19 protein-coding genes and 2 pseudogenes are annotated in these 20,038 nt (G+C 71.8%); 8 read left to right on the forward strand and 13 right to left on the reverse strand.

What is annotated here, in order from left to right; all coding sequences use genetic code 11:
- The first annotated feature begins 4 nt into the window (after positions 1–4).
- The gene (locus Aco03nite_RS08930) at positions 5–508 is read left to right on the forward strand and encodes a hypothetical protein (RefSeq protein WP_203794293.1); all 504 of its coding nucleotides are present in this window, start codon (positions 5–7) and stop codon (positions 506–508) included.
- Between the two features lie 75 nt (positions 509–583).
- On the opposite strand, the pseudogene Aco03nite_RS08935 reads toward Aco03nite_RS08930, so the two are convergent.
- From Aco03nite_RS08935 to Aco03nite_RS08970, 8 genes and pseudogenes are all read right to left on the reverse strand, one after another.
- Positions 584–952 (reverse strand): annotated as a pseudogene (locus tag Aco03nite_RS08935) (VOC family protein); the annotation flags it as partial.
- A gap of 48 nt (positions 953–1,000) precedes the next feature.
- Positions 1,001–1,984 carry a hypothetical protein gene (locus Aco03nite_RS08940; RefSeq protein ID WP_203794294.1) on the reverse strand — a complete coding sequence of 328 codons (984 nt, stop codon included), beginning with the start codon at positions 1,982–1,984 and terminating at the stop codon, positions 1,001–1,003.
- A 61-nt stretch (positions 1,985–2,045) separates the two neighbouring features.
- Entirely contained in the window at positions 2,046–2,846 is an 801-nt protein-coding gene (locus Aco03nite_RS08945) for a helix-turn-helix transcriptional regulator (protein ID WP_203794295.1), read from the reverse strand.
- Positions 2,847–2,966: 120 nt separating this feature from the next.
- The gene (locus tag Aco03nite_RS08950) at positions 2,967–3,593 is read right to left on the reverse strand and encodes a response regulator (protein WP_203794296.1); all 627 of its coding nucleotides are present in this window, start codon (positions 3,591–3,593) and stop codon (positions 2,967–2,969) included.
- Positions 3,590–4,840, reverse strand: a complete 1,251-nt coding sequence (locus tag Aco03nite_RS08955; protein ID WP_203794297.1) for a sensor histidine kinase — start codon at positions 4,838–4,840, stop codon at positions 3,590–3,592. Before Aco03nite_RS08955 ends, Aco03nite_RS08950 begins: the two co-directional genes overlap by 4 nt.
- A 2-nt stretch (positions 4,841–4,842) precedes the next feature.
- Positions 4,843–5,583: an ABC transporter permease gene (locus Aco03nite_RS08960; protein ID WP_203794298.1), complete on the reverse strand. Its 741-nt coding sequence runs from the start codon at positions 5,581–5,583 to the stop codon at positions 4,843–4,845.
- A gap of 5 nt (positions 5,584–5,588) precedes the next feature.
- Complete coding sequence (locus Aco03nite_RS08965) at positions 5,589–6,482, reverse strand: ABC transporter ATP-binding protein (RefSeq protein ID WP_203794299.1); 894 nt, start codon at positions 6,480–6,482, stop codon at positions 5,589–5,591.
- An 82-nt stretch (positions 6,483–6,564) separates the two neighbouring features.
- On the reverse strand, positions 6,565–7,749 hold the full coding sequence (locus tag Aco03nite_RS08970) for a glycosyltransferase (RefSeq protein WP_203794300.1): 1,185 nt from the start codon (positions 7,747–7,749) through the stop codon (positions 6,565–6,567).
- A 108-nt stretch (positions 7,750–7,857) separates the two neighbouring features.
- Here Aco03nite_RS08970 and Aco03nite_RS08975 point away from each other — a divergent pair, with 108 nt between their 5' ends.
- Positions 7,858–8,298 (forward strand): SRPBCC family protein, encoded by a 441-nt coding sequence (locus tag Aco03nite_RS08975; RefSeq protein WP_307837631.1) that lies wholly within the window; start codon positions 7,858–7,860, stop codon positions 8,296–8,298.
- Here the strand turns inward: Aco03nite_RS08975 and Aco03nite_RS08980 are convergent.
- Positions 8,289–9,860, reverse strand: coding sequence for a phytoene desaturase family protein (locus Aco03nite_RS08980; protein ID WP_203794301.1), 1,572 nt, complete (start codon positions 9,858–9,860; stop codon positions 8,289–8,291). The genes Aco03nite_RS08975 and Aco03nite_RS08980 overlap by 10 nt on opposite strands.
- Before the next feature lie 88 nt (positions 9,861–9,948).
- On the opposite strand from Aco03nite_RS08980, the gene Aco03nite_RS08985 reads away from it, so the two are divergent.
- On the forward strand, positions 9,949–10,413 hold the full coding sequence (locus tag Aco03nite_RS08985) for an SRPBCC family protein (protein WP_203794302.1): 465 nt from the start codon (positions 9,949–9,951) through the stop codon (positions 10,411–10,413).
- On the opposite strand, the gene Aco03nite_RS08990 is transcribed toward Aco03nite_RS08985, so the two are convergent.
- Complete coding sequence (locus Aco03nite_RS08990) at positions 10,414–11,058, reverse strand: hypothetical protein (RefSeq protein ID WP_239145004.1); 645 nt, start codon at positions 11,056–11,058, stop codon at positions 10,414–10,416.
- A 232-nt stretch (positions 11,059–11,290) separates the two neighbouring features.
- Between Aco03nite_RS08990 and Aco03nite_RS08995 the strand changes: the two genes are divergently transcribed.
- Entirely contained in the window at positions 11,291–11,500 is a 210-nt protein-coding gene (locus Aco03nite_RS08995; RefSeq protein ID WP_203794303.1) for a hypothetical protein, read from the forward strand.
- Here the strand turns inward: Aco03nite_RS08995 and Aco03nite_RS09000 are convergent.
- A complete protein-coding gene (locus Aco03nite_RS09000) occupies positions 11,488–11,859 on the reverse strand; it encodes a hypothetical protein (RefSeq protein ID WP_307837632.1) in 372 nt (123 codons plus the stop codon). The two genes, Aco03nite_RS08995 and Aco03nite_RS09000, sit on opposite strands and share 13 nt — an antisense overlap.
- Before the next feature lie 90 nt (positions 11,860–11,949).
- Here Aco03nite_RS09000 and Aco03nite_RS09005 point away from each other — a divergent pair, with 90 nt between their 5' ends.
- Entirely contained in the window at positions 11,950–12,306 is a 357-nt protein-coding gene (locus tag Aco03nite_RS09005) for a DUF6401 family natural product biosynthesis protein (protein WP_203794305.1), read from the forward strand.
- A 1,020-nt stretch (positions 12,307–13,326) separates the two neighbouring features.
- Here Aco03nite_RS09005 and Aco03nite_RS55025 read toward each other — a convergent pair.
- A pseudogene (locus tag Aco03nite_RS55025) lies at positions 13,327–14,148 on the reverse strand (mechanosensitive ion channel family protein); the annotation flags it as partial.
- A 104-nt stretch (positions 14,149–14,252) separates the two neighbouring features.
- A complete protein-coding gene (locus tag Aco03nite_RS09015; RefSeq protein ID WP_203794306.1) occupies positions 14,253–15,299 on the reverse strand; it encodes a cellulose binding domain-containing protein in 1,047 nt (348 codons plus the stop codon).
- A 186-nt stretch (positions 15,300–15,485) separates the two neighbouring features.
- On the opposite strand from Aco03nite_RS09015, the gene Aco03nite_RS09020 reads away from it, so the two are divergent.
- From Aco03nite_RS09020 to Aco03nite_RS09030, 3 genes are all read left to right on the forward strand, one after another.
- Positions 15,486–17,660 (forward strand): ATP-binding SpoIIE family protein phosphatase, encoded by a 2,175-nt coding sequence (locus Aco03nite_RS09020; RefSeq protein WP_203794307.1) that lies wholly within the window; start codon positions 15,486–15,488, stop codon positions 17,658–17,660.
- Entirely contained in the window at positions 17,657–18,916 is a 1,260-nt protein-coding gene (locus Aco03nite_RS09025; RefSeq protein WP_203794308.1) for a cation:proton antiporter, read from the forward strand. Before Aco03nite_RS09020 ends, Aco03nite_RS09025 begins: the two co-directional genes overlap by 4 nt.
- Before the next feature lie 144 nt (positions 18,917–19,060).
- On the forward strand, positions 19,061–19,777 hold the full coding sequence (locus tag Aco03nite_RS09030; RefSeq protein ID WP_239145006.1) for a VOC family protein: 717 nt from the start codon (positions 19,061–19,063) through the stop codon (positions 19,775–19,777).
- The last annotated feature ends 261 nt before the right edge of the window (positions 19,778–20,038 follow it).

Raw genomic sequence — 20,038 nt, forward strand, 5'->3', positions numbered from 1 at the left:
AGCCGTGACGGATCGACCGCTCTACGCCGAACTCGGATACACCGACGCCGAGTGGGGGCTGCTGGCCGGCCTGCCGCAGTCGGTGCTCACCGCGGCCAGCGCCGCCAGCCCGGACAGCGCCCGCAAGACCCGGGCCGAGACGGCCGCCGGACTGGACCGGATCTCCGACGCGCGCGCCTCCGCCAGCGTCCTGGTCTCCGCCGCCGCCAAGGCCGCCGTCGCCGAGTCCGGTGACCCGGAGATCGGCGAGGAGGCGCCGGTGATCCAGCCCGGCGACCCGGTGGCGTACGCCGCGGACGTCGTGTCCCGGGCCGCCGAGGCCGCCGCCCTGCTCGCCGCCAAGGCCGCCCCGGCCGACGCGGAGACCTACAAGCACTGGCTCGTGGAGATCGCCGACGAGGTGGTGGGCGCGGCCTCCACCGGCGGTGTCCTCGGCATCGGCGGCGAGACCGTCACCGACGCCGAGCGGGCCTTCCGCGACGACCTGGCCAAGGCCCTCGGGCACTGAACCACTCCGGGCCCGGTCACCCGTGGTGGCCGGGTTCCGTGGTTTCTCCCCGCGGTACGTGCCGAACGACCACAGGTTGCCCTCCGGGTCGCGGGCCATGAAATCGCGGGAACCGTAGTCGGTGTCGGACGGCGGCTTGAGGATCTCGGCGCCGGCCGCGACCGCGCGGGCGTGCAGCGCGTCGATGTCGTCGGCGACCACATAGGCGCCGAACGTGCCGGGCGTCAGCTGCCAGGGGCTGCTCGGATCGTCCCGGACCGAGCCGAGCATCAGACCACCACCCGGCGGCCAGCTCAGCTGGCAGTGCTGGATCACGTCGCCGTCGGAGTGGACGACGGTCTCCTCGAATCCGAACGCCTCGACGAGGAACCGGATGAGCGCGGGGGCGTCGGTCGCCCACAGTGACGGCCACACCTGTGGCGCTGGTGCCTGAATGTCGGTCATGCCCCCATCCTCGTCACCGGACCGGGCGGTGGCTTGGACAAAAGCGAACTACTGCCGGCCGGCGCCGTGCCGGACGGTCAGCCGCACCTCCCGCCCCGGCGAGGGCTGCTCGCCGGTGACCAGCACGCTGATGTCGACCGCGACCACCGTCTGCCGGATCGCCGCGTGCAGGGCCGGCCGGGCGTCGTCGTCACCGGTCCGGCAGGCGCGGATCGCCGGGCGCACCGCGGGCAGCGCCACCAGGACGCCCAGTGCCAGCGGGCAGGAGCCGATCCGGTGGCCGAAGACGTCCCGCCGCTGATCGCCGGTGCTCACCGAGACGCCGTGCGACCGCAGGATCCGCAGGCCGGGCCGCCGGGGCGGTTCGATGCCGTGGAACCAGATCTCGGTGCCGGCGGTCTCGTCGTACGCCACCAGGGTGCCGACCTCGATCACCGGCGGGTCGACGGCGCAGTGGTGGATGACGTGCAGGGTGTCGCCGAGGACGTACATGACCGCGTGGCCGTCCCGCACGGTCAGGTTCGCGGCCGGGCGCCGGGGGCCGTCGCCGCGCTCCAGCCCGGTGACCGCCCGGTCCAGGGCGGTGATCCAGTCGTCGGCGTCCGGCAGCCGGTGCAGCTCGGCAGCCCCAAGGTCACGGCAGGTGCGGGTGAGTTCCTCCAGGCAGGCGCCGACGTCGGTGAGGCTGGTGGCGAGCCGGTCGGCGGGCACCGGCAGCCGGGTCACCCGGGCCAGCAGGGCGTCGATCCGGGACAGCTGGCGGCCGATCCGCTCCAGATCCGGCTGGCACTCCCACGGCGACATGTCCGGATGGGTCAGGGCCGCCCAGTCCAGGTTCTTCAGAACCCCGTCGGTGAACCCGGGTTTCTCCACCGGCGGCCGGATCTCCCGCAACGTCGGCACGACCCGGTCGATCTCGATGATGATGTCGGCCGGCGGCAGGGTGTCGAAATCGACCGCGTGCCAGGGCCCGCGCACCGGCTCTCCTGGACGTTCCCGGCCCTGCGGCGCCTCGAATCCACCGATGTCCATGGCAGCAGGGTGCCATCGCACACACTCCCGGCACCATATCGATGTCGGAAAACGGCAGCCGTCACCCGTCCGGGTCGTTCACCCGATCGGGCTCGCCGGAGAGCCAGCGGGACGGTGCGCAACCCGCGAACGCCTGGAAGTCGCGGACCAGGTGGGACTGGTCGGCGTAACCGTGGGTGGCAGCCACCTCGGACAGGCGGACGCCCGGACGGATCGCGCGGCGGGCACGGTCGAAGCGGGCCACCCGGGCGGCCTCCTTCGGGCGCAGGCCGACCTCGGCGTGGAAACGGGTGGTCAGGTGGCGCGGGCTCCAGCCGACCTCACGGGCCACCTCGAGCACCGGGGAACCCGCGACGATCAGGCGGAACGCCCGGGCCACCCGCTCGGGCGGCTCGGCCGGGCGCAGGCGGGCGGTGAACGCGCGGTCCAGGACGGCGAAACGGGACGGCCAGTCCCCGGCCGCCGCCAGCCTCTCCCTGGTCCCGGCCACAAAACGACGGCCCAGCAGAGCCTCGCCGTCCACGTCCAGGTGGGCCAGCTCGGCGGCGGGCAGGCCGAACAGGGCGCGGCAGCCGAGCGGGCGGACCGCCAGCTGCACGCCGGACTGGCTGCCGTCGTGGGTGATCAGCGCCGGGGTCAGGTGCAGGCCACCGGCCAGGGCGGCGAAACTGCCGGGGGCCTGGCGCGGGTCGGGGTGGGCGGCGATCACCAGCGGCTCGTCCAGGGTGAGGATCAAGGTCAGAAAGGGCGAAGGCAGGCCGCGGTGTACGGCGGGAGCCAGGCCCCGTTGCCGGTAGCCGGAGTAGAAGGCGATGTACGGGCGCAGCACCGCAGCCGGTGCGGCCTGCACGTACTCGTCCATTCCCCCAGTCTGCACCCGGTGGCCCCGGACCACCGCCCCTCTCCCGGCGGTCGCCGTGGCGGCCGTGACCCGGCGCCCTCCTCGCGGTGTGGCCACAGCGCCGTGCCCTGGCGTACAAAATCAATCTCTGCGAATCAAGCCCTGCTCGATGGCGGTGGCGACCGCGGACGCCCGGTCCCGGACCCCGAGTTTGGCGTAGGCGTGCAGCAGGTGCGTCTTGACCGTGGCCTCGCTGATGAACAGGCGGGTGGCGGTCTCCCGGTTGGTGCAGCCGCGGGCGATCAGGGTCAGCACCTCGATCTCGCGCTGGCTGAGGGGTTCCTTGGCGGGTGAGCGCAGCTGGCCCATCAGGCGGCCGGCGACCGCCGGGGAGAGCACCGACTCGCCGCGGTGCGCGGAGACGACGGCCCGGAACAGGTCCTCGCGCGGGGTGTCCTTGAGCAGGTAGCCGGTGGCGCCGGCCTTGATCGCGGGCAGCACGTCACTGTCGGTGTCGTAGGTGGTGAGGACCAGGACGCGGGCCGTCGACCCGCGGGTGCGCAGCTCACGGATCGTGGTGACGCCGTCCATCACCGGCATCCGCAGGTCCATCAGGATCACGTCGGGGGTGACCGCCTCGGTGACCGCGAGCGCCTCCCGGCCGTCACCGGCCTCGCCGAGCACGGTGAACCGGTCGTCGCCGGTGAACATGCCCCGCAACCCGTCCCGGACGACGGGATGGTCGTCCACGATGACGATCCTGATCACGCCACTCCCCCGATCGCGATGGCCGGCACGCACGCGGAGATCGCGGTGCCGGAGCCCGGTTCCGACTCGACCGCGAGGGTTCCGGCGATCCGGGTGAGTCGTTCCCGCATCGCCCGCAGGCCGAAGCCGCCCTCCTCGGTGACCTCCCGCGGCGCCGCCGGGTCGAATCCGGCGCCGTCGTCCCGGACGTCCAGGGTCACCACATCCTCCATGTACGACAGGGTCAACCCCACCCGGGCCGCCGCCGCGTGTCTGGCCACGTTGGCCAGTGCCTCCTGCGCGGTCCGCAGCAGGGTCGTCTCGATCTCCGGCAGCATCGGCCGGGCCACTCCGGTGACGGTCAGGTCAGCGCGGACGGTGTGCATGTCGGCCCACGCCCGGATCACGTCGTCGAGGGCGTCCGGCAGCCGGGCCGCGTCCAGCTGCTGCGGGCGCAGCGCCTGCACCGACCGCCTGGCCTCGGTCAGGCTCTCCCGGGCCAGGCGTTTCGCGGTGACCAGGTGCCGGTCCCGGTCCGCCGGGTGCGACTCGGCCGCCTCCAGCTGGGTGACGATCCCGGTCAACCCCTGCGCGAGTACGTCATGGATCTCGCCGGCCATCCGCTGCCGCTCGTTGAGGACACCCGCCTCGTGCGCCTGCACCAGGAGCTGCGCGTGCAGCCCGGCGTTCTCCTGGAGGGCGGCGGCGAGTTTCGCGTTGGCCTCGGCGAGCTGGTCGATCCGCCGGATCCGGGTGTCGGACTCCCGGTCGGTGCGGATCGCCACGAACGTCATGATCCCGGCGATCAGCAGGTTGCAGAGCAGGACGGTGGCGTAGATGAGCGGGCCGTCCTCGTCGGTGGCGAAGGTACGCCATCCGCCGATCTGGGACAGCGCGTTGATCGCGGCGACCAGCGGCACTCCGGCGAGCTGCCACATCCCGGGCATCGCGTAACCGACGAAGACGTAGCCGGTCCAGGTGAAGATGCCGAACAGCGGACTGGCCAGGACCAGCATCAGGTTGATGACGAGCAGCCCGGCGAGGAAGACCCCCATCAGTGCCCGGCGGTGCTGCCAAGCCGGATGCCTGTCGATCCAGAACCACATCCACGCGGCGGCCAGGGCGACCAGTCCGAGGATGACCGGGAGACTCGCGTGGTAGAGGTCGTCGACCTCCCACGCCACCAGGACCACGAGCAGCGCGCTGCTCAGCGTTCCGTAGGAGAGCCAGATGCGCCACTGCTCCCGGTCTTCCTCATGGATCGGCATCGTCACTCCCAACGGAACAGCTTCACCGCAGCGGCGCCGCAGACGACCAGGTACCCCACCAGAACGGTAATGGAGAGCACGCCCGGCGACTGTCCCATGAGGGCGTCGGTCATCAGATCCTGACCGGCGGCGAGCGGGGTGAAGTCGCCGATCCGGGCCAGGATCTCCGGCATCAGCTCGCGCGGCACCCACAGCCCGGCGAAGAACATCATCGGGAAGAACAGGAACGTGCCGATCGCGTTGGCGGTCTTGCCGGTCGGGGCGAGAGCCGACAGCAGCAGACCGAGCGAGAACGCTCCGGCGCAGTTCAGCAGCACCGCGAGCAGGAACAGCGCCGGGTTCGCCGGGAACGGCACGTCGAAGGCGACGATCGCGACCGTATAGACCAGCACCATCGAGAGCAGCATGGTGAGCAGGTTCATCACCAACTGGGCGGCGAGCAGCGCGGCCGGCGGCGCCGGGGTGGTGGCGAGCCGGCGCAGGATCCCCCGCTCCCGATAGGTCGCCAGCACCGACGGCAGGCCCTGCAGCCCGACGATGCCGATCGCCAGGCCGAGCGCGAGGCCGGCGTAGAGGTCGATCACCCGCAGCCCGCCCAGCTCCGGCGGGGCCTCTTTCATGTCGGGCACGTTGCCCAGGATCGTGACCAGCAGGACCGGGAAGAGCAGCGTGAAGAAGGCGTAGACCGGTTCGCGCAGGGTGAGCCGGATCTCGGTCAGCGTCAATTTGGCGAAGACGGACATGTCGCTCACTCCCGGCCGGTCAGGTGGACGAAGGCGTCGTCGAGGGTGGACTGTTCCAGGGTCAGTTCGGCGGCGGTGATGCCGTTACGGGCCAGCACCGAGACGACCGCGTGCAGCAGGTCGCCGCTGCCGGTGACCTCGATCCGGTTGCCCTGCCGGTGCACCGCACGGACCTCGGGCAGCACGGTGAGCAGCTCGTCCTCGATCGGGACCGACGGCCGGAAACGGATCTTCTGCTGGTCGCCGGCCCGCTGGATCAGCCCGGCCGGGGTGTCCAGGGCGGCGACCGCTCCGTGATCGATGACCACGATCCGGTCGCAGAGGCGCTCGGCCTCCTCCATGAAGTGGGTGACCAGGATCAGCGTGACACCGCGGTCGCGGATGCCGGAGATCAGGTCCCAGGTGTCCCGGCGGGCCTGCGGGTCCAGCCCGGTGGTCAGCTCGTCCAGGATCGCGATCTCCGGGTTGCCGATCAGCGCGAGCGCGATCGACAGGCGCTGCTTCTGGCCGCCGGACAGCTTGCCGAACCGGGACTTCAGCTTGGCGGTCAGGCCCAGGTCGGCGGCGAGTTCACGCCAGTCGGCCGGATCCGGGTAGAACGAGCTGTACAGCTCCAGCGCCTCCCGGACGGTGATCTTGTCCTGGAGTTCGCTCTCCTGCAGCTGCACGCCGATCCGGGTGCGCAGCCGCGGGTCGGCGGCCGGCATCCCGAGCACCGTGATCCGGCCCGCGTCGGGAGTGCGCAGACCGGCGACACATTCCACGGTGGTGGTCTTGCCGGCGCCGTTCGGGCCGAGGATCCCGAAGATCTCGCCCGGTTCGACATTGAAGGAGACATCCCGTACGGCGACGGTCTCGCCGTACCGTTTGGCCAGTTTCTCGACCTCGATGACTGTCATGCATCGAGCGTCGCCCGACGGCGGGGGTGCCCGAATCGAACAGCGGGCGGTGCCTGCCATCCACCGATCGGTGGATGGCCGCCTACACCGCCTCTTCGGCCAGGTCCGCTGTCACCGGGGTCCGGCGCAGGCTCGCGTAGACCGAGCCGACCTGCGCGGCCACCCGCTTCCACGAGTACGCCTGCCGGGCCCGGTCCATCGCCGCGGTGGCGTACGTGAACCGCCGCACCTTGTCGTTGATCAGCCGGCGCAACGCCCCGCCGAGCGCCCGCGGATCCCGGGCCGGGACCAGGTCACCGGTCAGGCCGTCGACCACGGTCTCGGTGAGGGTGCCCTCGGCGGCCCCGATGATCGGCACACCGCAGGCCATCGCCTCCAGCGCCGCCTGCTCCTCCCACGGCGACCCGATCAGCACGTCCGCGGAGCGGTACCAGCTCGGCAGGTCCCGTTCCGACACCGCGCCGACCAGCCGGAACCGGTCGGCCACCTGGAACTGCTCGGCCATCGACCGCAGCAGACGGGCGCCCGGGTCGGCCGGCAGCTGCTCCGGCGGCGGGCCACCGACCACCACCACCTCGGCGTTCGGCACGTACCGCATGGCCTGCACGACGTCCCCGAAACCCTTGCGCTCGACCAGCCGGCCCACCGACAGGATCCGTGGGCGCTCCGGGTCACGCTGGACCGCCGGGCCCTCCGGGGTGAACAGCTCGCTGTCGACACCCGACGGGACCACCGTCAGGTTCGCCCGCGGCACCCCGATCCGCACCAGGTCCCGGAACTCGTCCTGATTGCGCGCCACCACCCGGTCCACGGCACGGCCCAGGGCCCGCTCGTACTCGGCCCGGCTCGGGCCCTGACCGATCGGCTCGCGATGGTTCTCGCCCAGCTCGTGGAAGGACTGCACGACCGGCACGCCGACCCGCTTGGCGGCGGTCACCGCGGCCAGGCCGCTGGTCCAGTAGTGGGCGTGCGCGACGTCCGGCATCCAGCCGTTGCGCCAGCGCTCGCCGAGGAGACGGGCGAACTCGCCCATGTACGGCAGCAGCAGGTCGGACGGGATCGGGCGGGCCGGGCCCGCGGTCAGATGGATCACGTGCACGCCGCTCGAGGTGATCACCACCTCGGCCACGTCCGGATCCTCGCGGCGGGTGTAGACGTGCACATCGTTCCCGAGGTCGGCCAGCGCGTCCGACAGGTCGGCCACGTGCACATGCCGACCGCCGGCACCGAGCGGACTGGCGTGCTCGGAGATCATCGCAATACGCACGGGGTCTCCTTCGGCGAGCCTGGGGTGGGGTACGCGCCGACCAATGCCCGACAGCCCGAACCGTAAACATGGATGCTTGATTGCCGGCCGCCTGAGCAGGGTAAACCGGTGTTCGTGGCTATCGTGTCGAGAACCGTCCAGGCTCCACCCGACCGGGTCTTCGCCGTCCTGGCCGACGGCTGGACCTACAGCGACTGGGTCGTCGGGACCGTGCACATCCGCGACGTCGACGAGGCGTGGCCCGCTCCCGGCTCGCGTCTGCACCACAAGGCCGGGCCGTGGCCGCTGTCGCTGCACGACTCGTCGACGGTGCTCGCCTGCGAGCCCGGCCGGGAGCTGCACCTGAAGGCGGGTCTGTGGCCGCTCGGCGCGGCCGAGGTGCGGATCCGGCTGCTACCGGTGGACGAGGGCGCCGCCACCCGGGTGGAGATGCGCGAGGACTTCACCGACGGGCCGCTGCTCTGGGCCCGCAACAAGCTCAACGACCTGGTTCTGCACCGGCGCAACGTGGAGAGCCTGCGCCGGCTGGCCGACGTCGCTCAGCGGTAGATCGCCCGGTGTGCGCCGGCGACGGCGGCGCGGTACAGCCCGCCGGTCAGTCCGCGGTCGCGGGCCAGGGCCGCGCGGGCCGCGTTCGCGCCCGGCACCCCGTGCACCCCCGGGCCCGGATGTGACGACGCGCCGCCCTGGTAGAGCCGGTCGATCGGGGTGTCCGCCCGGCCCAGCCCCGGGATCGGGCGCAGGAACAACTGCTGGAACACCGCCGACGTGCCCGCCCCCAGCGCGCCGCCGACCAGCGACGGGTTCTCCCGCTCCAGGTCGGCCGGGGAGTACACGTGCCGGGCCTCGACCAGCGACCGGAACCCGGGCGCGCTCCGCTCCACCACCGACTCCATCCGCTCCACGTGCGCGGCGATCTCGTCGGCCGGCCACGACTGCCGGTGCGGCAGATGGGTGTACGCCCACATCGACTCGGTCCCGGCCGGTGACCGGGACGGATCAGCCGTGGTCATCTGGCCGAGCAGCAGGAACGGGTCCTCGGGCAGCTCGTCGGAGGACAGGGCGCCGGCGTACCGGGTCAGGCCGTTCAGGTCGGCGCCCAGGTGCACCGTGCCGGAGCCGGCGACCTCCGGGTTGGCCCACGGCACCTGGCCGCGCACCGCCCAGTCCACCTTGACCGTCGCGCCGTCCCACCGGAAGTGGGCCAGATCCTCGGCCATCCGGGGCGGGAGCCAGCGCTCACCGACCAGGTTCAGGAAGAGCGTCGGCGCCGGGACGTCGGCGATCACCGCGCGGCGGGCCCGCCGGTCCCGGCCGTCAGCCGTGCGCACCCCGACCGCCCGGCCGCGGGCCACCAGCACCCGGGACACCGGCGTGCCGTAGACGATCTCGCCGGTGAACCGGCGCACCAGCGCGGCCGTCAGCTCGCCCGCTCCCCCGGCCGGCACCGGCCAGCCCACCTGCTGGCCGAGCATCGCCAGCAGCCAGCCGAAGACACCGCCGCCGGCCTCCTGCGGGGTCAGGTCGGTGTGCAGGGCGCAGCCGGCCAGCGCCAGCCGGGCCCCCTCGCCGTCGAACAGCTCACGGCCCAGCTGGGACACCGGCAGCAGCAGGCGGCGAGCCATCCGCAGGGCGTCGGCGGTACCCAGCCGGCCCAGCAGCCCGAGTCCGGAACGGATCGGCGGGAACGGTGTGAACAACACGTCCAGCAGGCGGTCCGAGATGCCACGCCATTCCGCGTACGCGTCGGTCCAGCGCTGTCCGTCGCCCGGGGCGAACCGCTCCATCGACTCCGCGGTCCGGTGCACGTCGCGGCTGACCGTGGCGGCCCGGCCGTCCGGGAGCAGGTGGCTGAACACGTCGGGCGCGTGGGTCCAGCGCACGTCCAGGTCGAGGGCGCGCAGCACCGGGGAGGCGTACCCCAGCGGGTGGAAGGCGCTGAACAGATCGGACAGGTAGCCGGGCGCGGTGATCTCCCCGGACCGGACCGCGCCGCCGGGGTGAGCGGTCGCCTCGATCACCTGCACGGTCCAGCCGGCGTCGGCGAGCAGGTTCGCGGCAACGAGGCCGTTGTGTCCGGCACCGATCACGATCGCGTCAACGGTCTCCACCCCGGCGAGTTTAGGCCGCACCTCGCCGGGCACCACTTTCAGTGGGCTTTTCCGTTTGTGCACGACAGAACTTCAAGGGAGACAACTCGTGAGTACGGTTACCGAATTCGTCGACGTCAACGTCCCTGTTCGCGCCGCGTACAACCAGTGGACGCAGTTCGAGGAGTTCCCCCAGTTCATGGAGGGGGTCAGCGAGATCCGTCAGCTCGACGACACCCGTACGCACTGGAAGACCGAGATCGCCGGGGTGAAGCGCGAGTTCGACGCCGAGATCACCGAGCAGCTGCCCGACGAGCGGGTGGCGTGGCACGCGACCGGCGGCGAGAAGCAGGCCGGTGTGGTCACCTTCCACCGGCTCGACGACGACCACACCCGGGTCACCGTCCAGATGGACTTCGACCCGCAGGGCTTCGTGGAGAACGCCGGTGACAAGCTCGGCGTCATCGACCGCCGGGTCAAGGGTGACCTGCACCGGTTCAAGGAGTTCATCGAGAGCCGCGGCGGGGTCGAGACCGGCTCGTGGCGCGGCCAGGTGGACCGGCCCGGGATCTGATCAGCTCTTCGGACTTTTGACGGGACGGCCGCCTTCGGGCGGCCGTTCCGCTTTCCTCCTGATGATCAGCTCGCCGACGCCGCCCTCCGCCCGGATCCGGTAGCGGTCGTGCGACCAGGTGAAGGCCGGTTCACGCAGAACCGTTCCGGCGGCGGTGCCGTTGTTGGCGGTCCACGGGGTGTCCACCGAACCGGCGCCGGCGTCGAATCTGATCCGGAACGGCGCGCCGTTACGGACCGACAGCACCGCCGTGCCGACACCGCCGGTGAACACCAGCGGCACCGTGCCGTCCGGCTCCGGCAGCCAGACCCGGGACAGACCGGCCGAACCGAGGATGATCCGGCGTACCCGGCCGTCCCTGAGGTTGATCTGTTGCTCCCCCGCCCCCGCGGGCAGCCGGATGTCCCAGCGGACGTCCTGGTTGAGCACGATCCGCACCTCGTCCAGGCCGACGTCGCCGGTCGCCCGCAGCCGCACCACCACCCGGCCGCCGTCCCGGGACACCACCGGCGCGACACCCGCGTCCGGGGCGGTGCTGATCCGGTAGAGCAGGTCCGGCAGAGCCGCGAACCGCACACGCACCAGACTTGCGGCATCACCGAGCGTGAGCCATGCGCCGGTACGATCCAGTAACGGCCCCGCCATCACCCGCTCCATCGGAGCGGGCGTATCGGGCGGATCGGGCATGACGAATCGTGGTCGCTCATCCGGCACGGACGTCGTCTCGAGAGCCGCCAGACCGCCCACTGCCAGCACTGTCAGACCGGTGATCACGGCGAGGGAACGACTGAGGCGTACGTCGGGGGGCACCATCGGACAACTGAGAATCGGCCGAACGGGTGACGGCGAACCGGCCATATCGAGCCAGAATGTCCGAGTGCGTTCTCTAGGTTTCCTCTCCGAGCGTCAGCGCCAGTTCGCCTGGGTGGGCTTTCTGCTCGCCGCCTTCCAGGCGCCCCTCGCGGCGAAGCTGGTCGACGACGCGTCCTGGTTCTTCGCCGTGGTAGTGGCCGGACTGGTCGCCACGGTCATCATCGCGGACGACGCGCAGCGTCGCAGGCCCGAAACGGCCGACTACGCGGAGTGATTCCGGCGGCGCTTGAGCATCGCCTCGTACAGGTGCCGGCGACCACCCGCGTGGTGGTCCCGGGCCTGCCCCTCCACGTCCCGGAAAGCGGCGTAGTAGCCGTCGTCGAACTCCTCGACGATCTGGAACGTCCAGTGCCCCGGGATGACGTCGCGCCCGATCAGCTCCCGCTGGATGCGCTCCGCGGTGGCGGTGTGCCCCGCCTGCATGAACAGCGAGACCGCCTCGTCCAGGGCGAAGTCCGCTTTCCCCACCAGCTGATGCGCGCTGTACAGGTGCCCGCGCACCCGTTCCACCGTTTCCAGCGCCTCGCTGAGCTTGCCCAGCGCTTCCGTGGTCACGTCGTCCGGTTCGTTCACGCCCCCTGTTTTCCCCACGGCCGCGACTTCAACCAGCCTGCAACGCGAGGGGAACCGTCGGTCACCCCGGGCTCCCTAACGTTTCTCCACATGAATGGTCTGTTCAGCAACGCCGCCGCCCGTGCCGCCCAGCGCTCCGCCAACAACTCCCTCGCCGACCTGACCGCCGCCGTCGGCGTCACCGGCCTCACCGCCGCCGCCGAGAACCCCGGCCTGATGTCGGTCATCGACCAGCACGCCGCCGGCGTCCGCGACAGCCTCAACGCCGACACCCGCCCGCTGACCGCGATCCTGCTGGCCGCCTACGCCGAGGGCGTCCGCGACGCGGCCCTGCAGCACGGCTGGACGGCCCCGCCCGGCGACATCGACTGGAACGACAACGACTGGGTCCTGCGCCGCCTGCTCGCGGTCTGCGTGCTGGCCCAGACCCTGCCCACCACCCGCTGAGCCCACTGCACCCGCTGCACCCACGCTGACCGGACCCTCGGGGCCGGCGCCGGAGACCTCTCCGGCGCCGGCCCTCCGTCTTTCCACCCGCCCTTGTCACTTACTTTTGTCACCCACTCTTGTCACCCGTCCTTGTCGCCCGCCCTTGTCGCCCGTTCTTTTCACCTGCTCTTTTCACCCGTTCTTGGGCCGCTCGACGGTGCGTTCGTCGGCGCGCTCGTCTGCCCGCTCGCCCGGCCGCTCGTCGGCGCGCTCGCCCGGCTGGTCTCCCGACCTCACCTCCGGCCGATCTCCCGCTCGCTCTTTCCGTCGCTCTCCCGGTCGCGCCTCCGGCCCGACGACCACCGTGGTGTCCTGCCCGGTGCCGTAGACGACGGTCGTTTCGTCGCTCTGCGCGCTCCCGCGATTGCCACTCGCCCCTTGGCCTTCTTTCCCCCGATCGCCTTCCCCTCGGCCGCTTTTCCCTTGGCCGCCTATCCCTTGCTCTCCGGTTCCTTGCTCTCCGGTTCCTCGGTCACCGGTTCCTCGGTCGCTGGTTCCTTGCTCTCCGGTTCCTCGGTCACCGCCAAGGAACCTGGTGGGCTCCTCCTCGACCTTGCCGAGCGGCTCGCCGAGCAGAAGGTTCGGCACGGTCGGATCCTCGTCGGGAGCGGGCGCCGTGGGCGGCCGCACTCCCGGAGTGAGGACCGCGGTCCCGGCCAGATTGATCACCTGGGTCCGGTCCTCCTCCGGTTCCGGAACCCGGCGCGCTTCCTTGGCCCACCGTGCCTCCCAGTCCTCGGTGACCGGCGCGGCCTCCGCAACCGGCGCCTTCCGTTCCGACACCGGGTCGCTCCGGTCCGGCCCCGGGTCGCTCCGGCCCGGATCCGGCGCCTCACGTTCCGGCACCGGGGCCCTCCGCTCCCGCATGGGCACGGTCAGGCGTTCCGACCCACTCCGCTCCACGCCCGCCTCGCCAGCAAAAGCTCCGACGGCGGAAAGTTCGACGGCGGAAAGTTCGACGGCGGAAGGTCCAGCGGCGGATTCCTGGGCCCAGGCCCCCTCTCGGGCGGCGGACTCCGCCTGGGTGCGGGCTTCCTCCAAGACAACTGCGGACTCCGCGTGAGCCCGGGCCTCCTCCCGGACAGCGGCGGACTCCGCGTGAGCCCGGGCCTCCTCCCGCACGGCGGCGGATTGCGCGTGGGTGCGGGCCTGCTCCCGGATGGTGGCCGATTCGGTGGCGGCCCGGTCGAGCCATCCCTCCCAGCGCCGCTGCATGGGCCGGATCAGGCCGCCGCCGACACCGACGACGATCACTCCGGCGACGGTGGCGAGGATCGCGATCAGCAGGGGCCGGGTGACCGAGGTGGCGACGCCGATCTGGTCCAGTCCGGCGATCACGCCGAGGGTGACGATGACGCCGGCGGCCGCCCGGGCGAGGACCCGCGCGTACCCGAGGCCACCGAGCACGGCCACGATCAGGTCGTGGGCGGCTCCGGCGGCCGCGGCGGTGACGACCACGATCACGATCGCCACGAAGAGCCGCGGCAGCCAGGCGATGATCGCGTCGAGCAGGTCACTGGCCGGGTTCGGCCCCCACAGCCCGAAGGCGAGTTGCAGACTGATCAGCAGCACCGCGAGGAACACGAGCCGCGCACAGACGTCGGTGGCGCCGGGCACTCCGGGCCCGAGCACCCGGCCGCGCTGGACGGCCTTGTCGAACCCGAGGCGGCGCAGCGCCTTGGCGGTGACCGTCCGGGCCAGGCGGGCCAGCAGATATCCGGCGACGAGGATCACCAGGAACGCGCACGCCGATGGCAGGAACAGCACCACCGACCGCCACATGTCGTCCAGGCCGGTCATCCGTCCTCCTGAATCCGCAGAGTGACCCGGGGATTACAGTCTCACCCACCCGCCGATGTGACGGGTGGGAAAGGCGAGGCAGCGGAAAACGACGAAAAGCGCGATCAGCCGCAGGAGCGGCCGTCGATGGTGCATCCGCCGGGCGTCTCGGAGGGAACCGGGTCGACGGCGAAGGAGAAGGCGACCAGCCCGGCGGCCGGCACCCGGGTTCCGGACGGGCGGAAGGTCACGCTGGTCCCGGACTGCACGACGGTGACGTCGCCGCTGGTCACGGTGACGGTCTCGCCGCCGGGGACGGTCAGGCCGACGGTCCAGTCGGTGGCGTCGGCGTCGCCCGTATTGATCACCTGGATCGCGCCGGCGCCGTCCTCGTACCCGAAGGAGGCGCTCAATACCGGCTTTCCGGTGGTGACGGGCCCGGACGTGGGGGTCCGGACCGGGCCGCGCGACTGACGGCCGGCGGGCAGGGTGACGCCCCGGGAGGGGGTGCTGCTGACAAACGGCGAGCCCGAGGGCGAGGCCGAGGCCGAGGGTGATGTCGAACGTGAAGTCGAAGGCGACACCGAGACGGACGGCGTGGGCGACGGCGCGGCGTCCTCGGTGGAGGTCGGCTCGACGACGACCGAGGTTGCCGGGGCCGCTACGGTGACGCCGGCCACGGCCGGGCGGTCCGGTTCGCCGGTGCTGCCCCAGGCGACGGCCGCACCGCCGCCGAGCACGACGATTCCCATAATGCCGGCGGCCAGGCGCTCCCGGCGGGTGCGGAGAGCACGGCGCACGGTCCGCGCGGGCGGCACGGAATGCCGCGGCACAGCGTCCCGGAACGACTCCGGATCAAAAGCGGAGGACCCGGGATCAACCGATTGCCGGTACGCGGGACGAGGCTCGTTCCCGACCGCGGCCATCGTCATGGTCTGTGCCGACTCGTTCCACGCGGCGAGGGCGTCGTACCGGCGATCCATCAGGTCCGGTTCGTTGCCGTGGGTGTGTTCGCCGGGCTGCCGTGCGGGCAGCGGCCCCGGCCCGTACTCCGGGTGACCGGGCTCGTCGCTCGTCCGACCCCATCCGGCGTCGGCACCGGGCTGGTACGGCTCACCCTTCTGGTGCTGTTCTGCGGCGTCAGGGCGCACACCGCGCGGTGGTTCGGTCACGCCGCGACTATAGGTGAACGATCGTTCCAGCCCAAGGTCAGATTCGTCTCATCCGCTCACACAGGGTGACCCGGAGCGCGGGCATGGTGGCATGATCGAGTACCGCGATACCGGTGAACGGTCGGTAACCGGACGGACGGCCGGTGGGGCATCGTACAAACGGCCCACACGGGATAGGCTTTCCGCATGGTCGGCACGGTAGGATCCGGAGCGGCGGGGTTCGGATTGGATGGTCTCCACCCGGCGCCGCTCAGCGCGGTGCCCGTGCAGACGTCCGGCGCGCCGCACACCGGGCTCGGGTGCGCGGCCCTGGTGCACGCCTTCGACTGGTCGGCCACCTCACTCGGCCCGATCATCCGGTGGGATCCGGCGGTGCGGGCCGCGGTCGAGCTGGTGCTGGCCTCCCCGGTGCCGATGCTGCTGACCGTCGGCGACGACTTCACGGTGATCTACAACGACGCCTATGCCGAGGTTCTCGACACGTTGCACCCGTCGGCGCTGGGCCGGCCGGCCGCGCGGGCGTTCGGCGACGCGTGGGAGCAGCCGGGCCTGGGCGACGTGATCCAGCAGGTGCACCGCAGCAGCCGGGCGATCCTGGAGCCGGAGAGTCAGGTGCCGTTCGCGCCGGGGCACCCGGAGGCCGCCTTCTACACCCGCGGCCACTCGGTGATCCGCACGTCGCGGGGCGAGGTGGCCGGGGTGCTGACGGTCGCCGCCGAGACCACCCACGTGGTCCACCGGCTGCAGAGTCTCGGCGAGCTGACCGCCCGGCTGGCCGCCACGCTGACGATCGACGACGTCACGCGTGTCGTCCTGGCGTACGCGATGGCGTCCTTCGATCTTGATCACTGCGTCCTGGCCGTCGACGACGGCCTGGCCTATCGCTATGTGCGCCGCATCCGCGGCGAGATGCTCGACGAGGCCGACGAGCGGCTGCCCCCGGTGTGGCGGCGGGTCGGCGCGGATCCGGCGGCGCCCGCGGTGGCGGCGGCCGAGACCGGTCTGGCGACGTTCGTGTCGGACGGCGAGCCGCTGCGCGAGGTGGCGTCCGACCGGCACGAGACGCTGGTCCGGTCGCTGGCCGCGCTGCCGTTGCGCACCCCGTCGGTGCGGGGCGCGCTGACCGTCGGGTTCCGCCGGGCCCATGTCTGGCTGCCCGCCGAGCGCGCCCTGCTGAAAGCGGCTGCCGAGCTGGTCGCGCAGGCCGCCGAGCGGGCCCGGCAGTTCGAGGCCCAGCACGGCACGGCCCAGTTGCTGCAGCGCAGCATGCTCCCCGAGCACCTGCCCGAGCTGGACACCTTCCGCATCGCGGCGCGTTACGACGTGGGTGTCGACGGCAACGCGGCGGGCGGCGACTTCTACGACGCGTTCCACCTGGCCGACGGCCGGCTGGCGATGGTTCTCGGCGACGTGGCCGGGCACGACGTGCGGGCCGCCGCGGTGATGGGGCAGGTCCGGGCCGCGCTGCGGGCGATGGCGCTGACCGATCCGGCGCCGCCGAGTGTGCTGGCCGGGCTGGACCGGCTGGTCGGTTCGCTGGGCGCCGAGTCCCGTAACGAGGAGATCTTCGTGACCGTCGTCTACGGGGTCCTCGACCCGTCGGACGGCACGGTCACCCTGGCCAGCGCCGGGCATCCGCCGCCGGTGCTGCGCCGGGCCGGGCACGGTGGCGAGCCGGCCACCGCCGAGCTGGTGAAGGTGCCGCCCGGCGCCCCACTCGGGTTGGGTGGGCGCTGGCAGACCGGCACTCTGCGGCTGGAGCGCGGCGACACCATCCTGATGTTCAGCGACGGGGTGGTCGAGCGGCGTGGCCGGGCCCTCAACGAGGGGCTGGACGCGCTGGTGGCCGCCGCGGCCGCGTCGCCGAGCGGCGATCCGCGCAACATGTGCTCGCTGGCCACCGCCGCGGTGGCCGGCACCACCGACGACGACGTGGCGGTCCTCGCGGTGGAGCACGCGATGGCGATGAGCCGGTCGGCGACCATGCAGGTGGCGGCCGAGCCGACCGGTCCGAGCCGGGTGCGGCAGTGGATGTCCGCGCGGCTGCGCGAGTGGAACGTGCCGGAGCCGGTGATCGGCTCGGCGATCCTGTGCACCAGCGAGCTGACCACCAACGCCCTGCTGCACGCCGGCACCCCGGCCCAGGTGCACATCGATCTGAACGGGGAGCGGCTGCTGGTGTCGGTCGCCGACACCGGCACCCGGGGCAGTGTGATCCGGGCCCGCGCCGACGCCCTGGCCAGCCGGGGCCGTGGTCTGGGCCTGATCGAGGATCTCAGCGACTCGTGGGGCACCGACCCGACGGTGCGCGGATCGACCGTGTGGTTCGAGATGCTCTTGGCGGGTAAACCGCCCGCATGATTCTGGCGGGCGTCACGGTCTCCGATGCGTTGTTCGCTCTCTTCGGAGCCGGGGCCCTGCTCGCGGGCATTCTGCCGCGCGTCCTGGAGCGCCGTCCGCTGTCGATGCCGATGACGTTCCTGGGGCTGGGGCTGCTGCTGTTCGGGTTGCCGCTGGGCCTGCCCGAGGCTGATCCGCTGGCCCATCCGGAGCTGACCGAGCATCTCACCGAGATCTGCGTGATCGTCGCGCTGATGGGCGCCGGGCTGAAGATCGACAGGCCGTTCGGCAGGCGCCGCTGGGCGTCGACCGGGCGGCTGCTGATCGTGGCGATGCCGGTGACGATCGCGGCGACGGCGCTGCTCGGCTGGTGGTGGGCGGGGCTGGTACCGGCGTCGGCGCTGCTGCTGGGCGCGGCGATGGCCCCGACCGACCCGGTGCTGGCCTCGGACGTGCAGGTGGGCGAGCCGACCGACGAGGAGGATTCCGAGGACGAGGTGCGGTTCGCGCTCACCTCGGAGGCGGGGCTCAACGACGGGCTGGCGTTCCCGTTCGTCTATGCGGCGATCGCGATCGCGTTGCACGGGCTCGATCCGGCCGGCTGGTTCTCCGACTGGGTGCTCGTCGACGTCCTCTACAAAGGCGTGGTCGGGCTGGCCGGTGGCGCGCTGGTCGGCCGGCTGCTCGGGCGGCTCTTCTTCCGCGCGCGGCGCGACTCGTTGCGGTTGGCCCGGCACTCCGAGGGGTTCCAGGCCCTGGCCGCGACCTTCCTGGCGTACGGGCTGGTGGAGGTGGTCGGCGGCTACGGTTTCATCGCGGTGTTCGTGGCGGCGCGGGCGATCCGGGCGGCCGAGCGGTCCCACGAGTACCACCAGGTGCTGCACGATTTCGCCGAGCAGATCGAGCGGCTGATGACCGTTCTGCTGCTGCTCCTGCTCGGTGGCGCGGTGGTCGGCGGGCTGCTGGCGCCGCTCACCTGGCAGGCCGCTCTGGCCGGGCTCGCCCTGGTCTTCGTGATCCGTCCACTATCTGCTTTCGCCGCTTTGCGCGGTGCGCCCGGACGCACCTCGGAACACTGGGTGATCGCTACGTTCGGTATCCGTGGCGTCGGCACGTTTTATTACTTAGCGTACGCAGTTACGCACGCTGATTTCCCGAACGCCGATCTCCTGTGGGCCACCGCGGCATTCGTCGTCGTCGTGTCCGTGGTGCTGCACGGAGTAGCCGCGACTCCGGTGATGCGTAACCTGGATCACTCGGCTGCTCACCAAGAGTAAGTTAATACTGCTCTAAACCGGACAATGAACCGGCTGGTGGTGACGAAGCGTTATCAGTGCCGTAGAGTATGAAGGCAACTGGGGATGTCCACCATGGAGCGGCACATGCGGATCAGAGGCTATGCACCACTGACACCTTGCTGGGTGGAACTGGCGAGTGCGGACCCCGCACGCGCGGCACAGTTCTACGGAGAGTTGTTCGGCTGGGAGTCGGCGGGTGATCGGTTCAAGCTCGGGGGGCGTGCCGTCGCCGGCCTCACCCGCAGCCAGTACGACCGGCCCGACGGCTGGCTGACACACCTGAGCACACCCGACCTCGAGGAGACGCTCGAGCAGGTCGCCCTCTCCGGCGGGCACTGCCTGAGCCACCCGGCGGAGGCGCACGGCGGACGGCGCGCGATCGTCGCCGACCCGAACGGCGCCATCATCGGCCTCTGGCAGGGGTACGACTTCGCCGGCGCACAGGCCGGCAACGAGCCCGGCACCATGTCCTGGCCGGAACTCATCACCGACGACCCGGACAGCGCGGCCCGTTTCTACGGCTCCGCGTTCGGCTGGCTGCTGCAGCACGAGTTCGGCGCGGGCGAGTGGCTGAACCACGCGCACGACGCCATCGCCGGTCTGGCGCCCGGATTCCGGGGCGCCTGGTGGCGTGCCGCGTTCCAGGTGGAGGACATCCAGGCCACCGCCGACCACTGCGAACGCATGGGTGGCGCGGTGATCCTGGAACCGTCCGAGGCCGGCCTGACGGCTCTGGCCGAGTTGCGTGACCCGTTCGGCGCCCGTTTCACGATCGCCGCGCCGGTCCACCACCCGGTGGAGCTGACCGTCTCGCTGGGCAGCCTGCCCGCCTGGGACTGACCCGCTCCACAGCACCGACAAGTACATACGCGGAAGAGGCCGACCCTCCGGGGCCGGCCTCTCCGCGTTTCCAGCCGCACTCCGAATCCCCGGAGGGCGACGGCCCGGAAAAGTGCTCCGAGAGGCGACGGACCGGAAGGGTCTGCTTCGGGAGATGGCGGCCCGGCCGGGTCTCCTTCGAGAGGCGGAAGCCCGGTTCGAATTCCCGGCGGCGCGGTCCGGATTCCCAGCGGCGGTGCGGTCCGGATTCCCAGCGGCGGC

This window comes from Actinoplanes couchii, from assembly GCF_016862075.1.
Taxonomy (GTDB): Bacteria; Actinomycetota; Actinomycetes; order Mycobacteriales; family Micromonosporaceae; genus Actinoplanes; species Actinoplanes couchii.

Excerpts from the sequence above, each read along its gene's own strand:
- Aco03nite_RS08940 (WP_203794294.1), bottom strand. The coding sequence starts at position 1,984 with ATGGACATCGGTGGATTCGAGGCGCCGCAGGGCCGGGAACGTCCAGGA.
- Aco03nite_RS08945 (WP_203794295.1), bottom strand. The coding sequence starts at position 2,846 with ATGGACGAGTACGTGCAGGCCGCACCGGCTGCGGTGCTGCGCCCGTAC.
- Aco03nite_RS08955 (WP_203794297.1), bottom strand. The coding sequence starts at position 4,840 with ATGCCGATCCATGAGGAAGACCGGGAGCAGTGGCGCATCTGGCTCTCC.
- Aco03nite_RS08960 (WP_203794298.1), bottom strand. The coding sequence starts at position 5,583 with ATGTCCGTCTTCGCCAAATTGACGCTGACCGAGATCCGGCTCACCCTG.
- Aco03nite_RS08965 (WP_203794299.1), bottom strand. The coding sequence starts at position 6,482 with ATGACAGTCATCGAGGTCGAGAAACTGGCCAAACGGTACGGCGAGACC.
- Aco03nite_RS08990 (WP_239145004.1), bottom strand. The coding sequence starts at position 11,058 with ATGGCGGGGCCGTTACTGGATCGTACCGGCGCATGGCTCACGCTCGGT.
- Aco03nite_RS09005 (WP_203794305.1), top strand. The coding sequence starts at position 11,950 with ATGAATGGTCTGTTCAGCAACGCCGCCGCCCGTGCCGCCCAGCGCTCC.
- Aco03nite_RS09020 (WP_203794307.1), top strand. The coding sequence starts at position 15,486 with ATGGTCGGCACGGTAGGATCCGGAGCGGCGGGGTTCGGATTGGATGGT.
- Aco03nite_RS09025 (WP_203794308.1), top strand. The coding sequence starts at position 17,657 with ATGATTCTGGCGGGCGTCACGGTCTCCGATGCGTTGTTCGCTCTCTTC.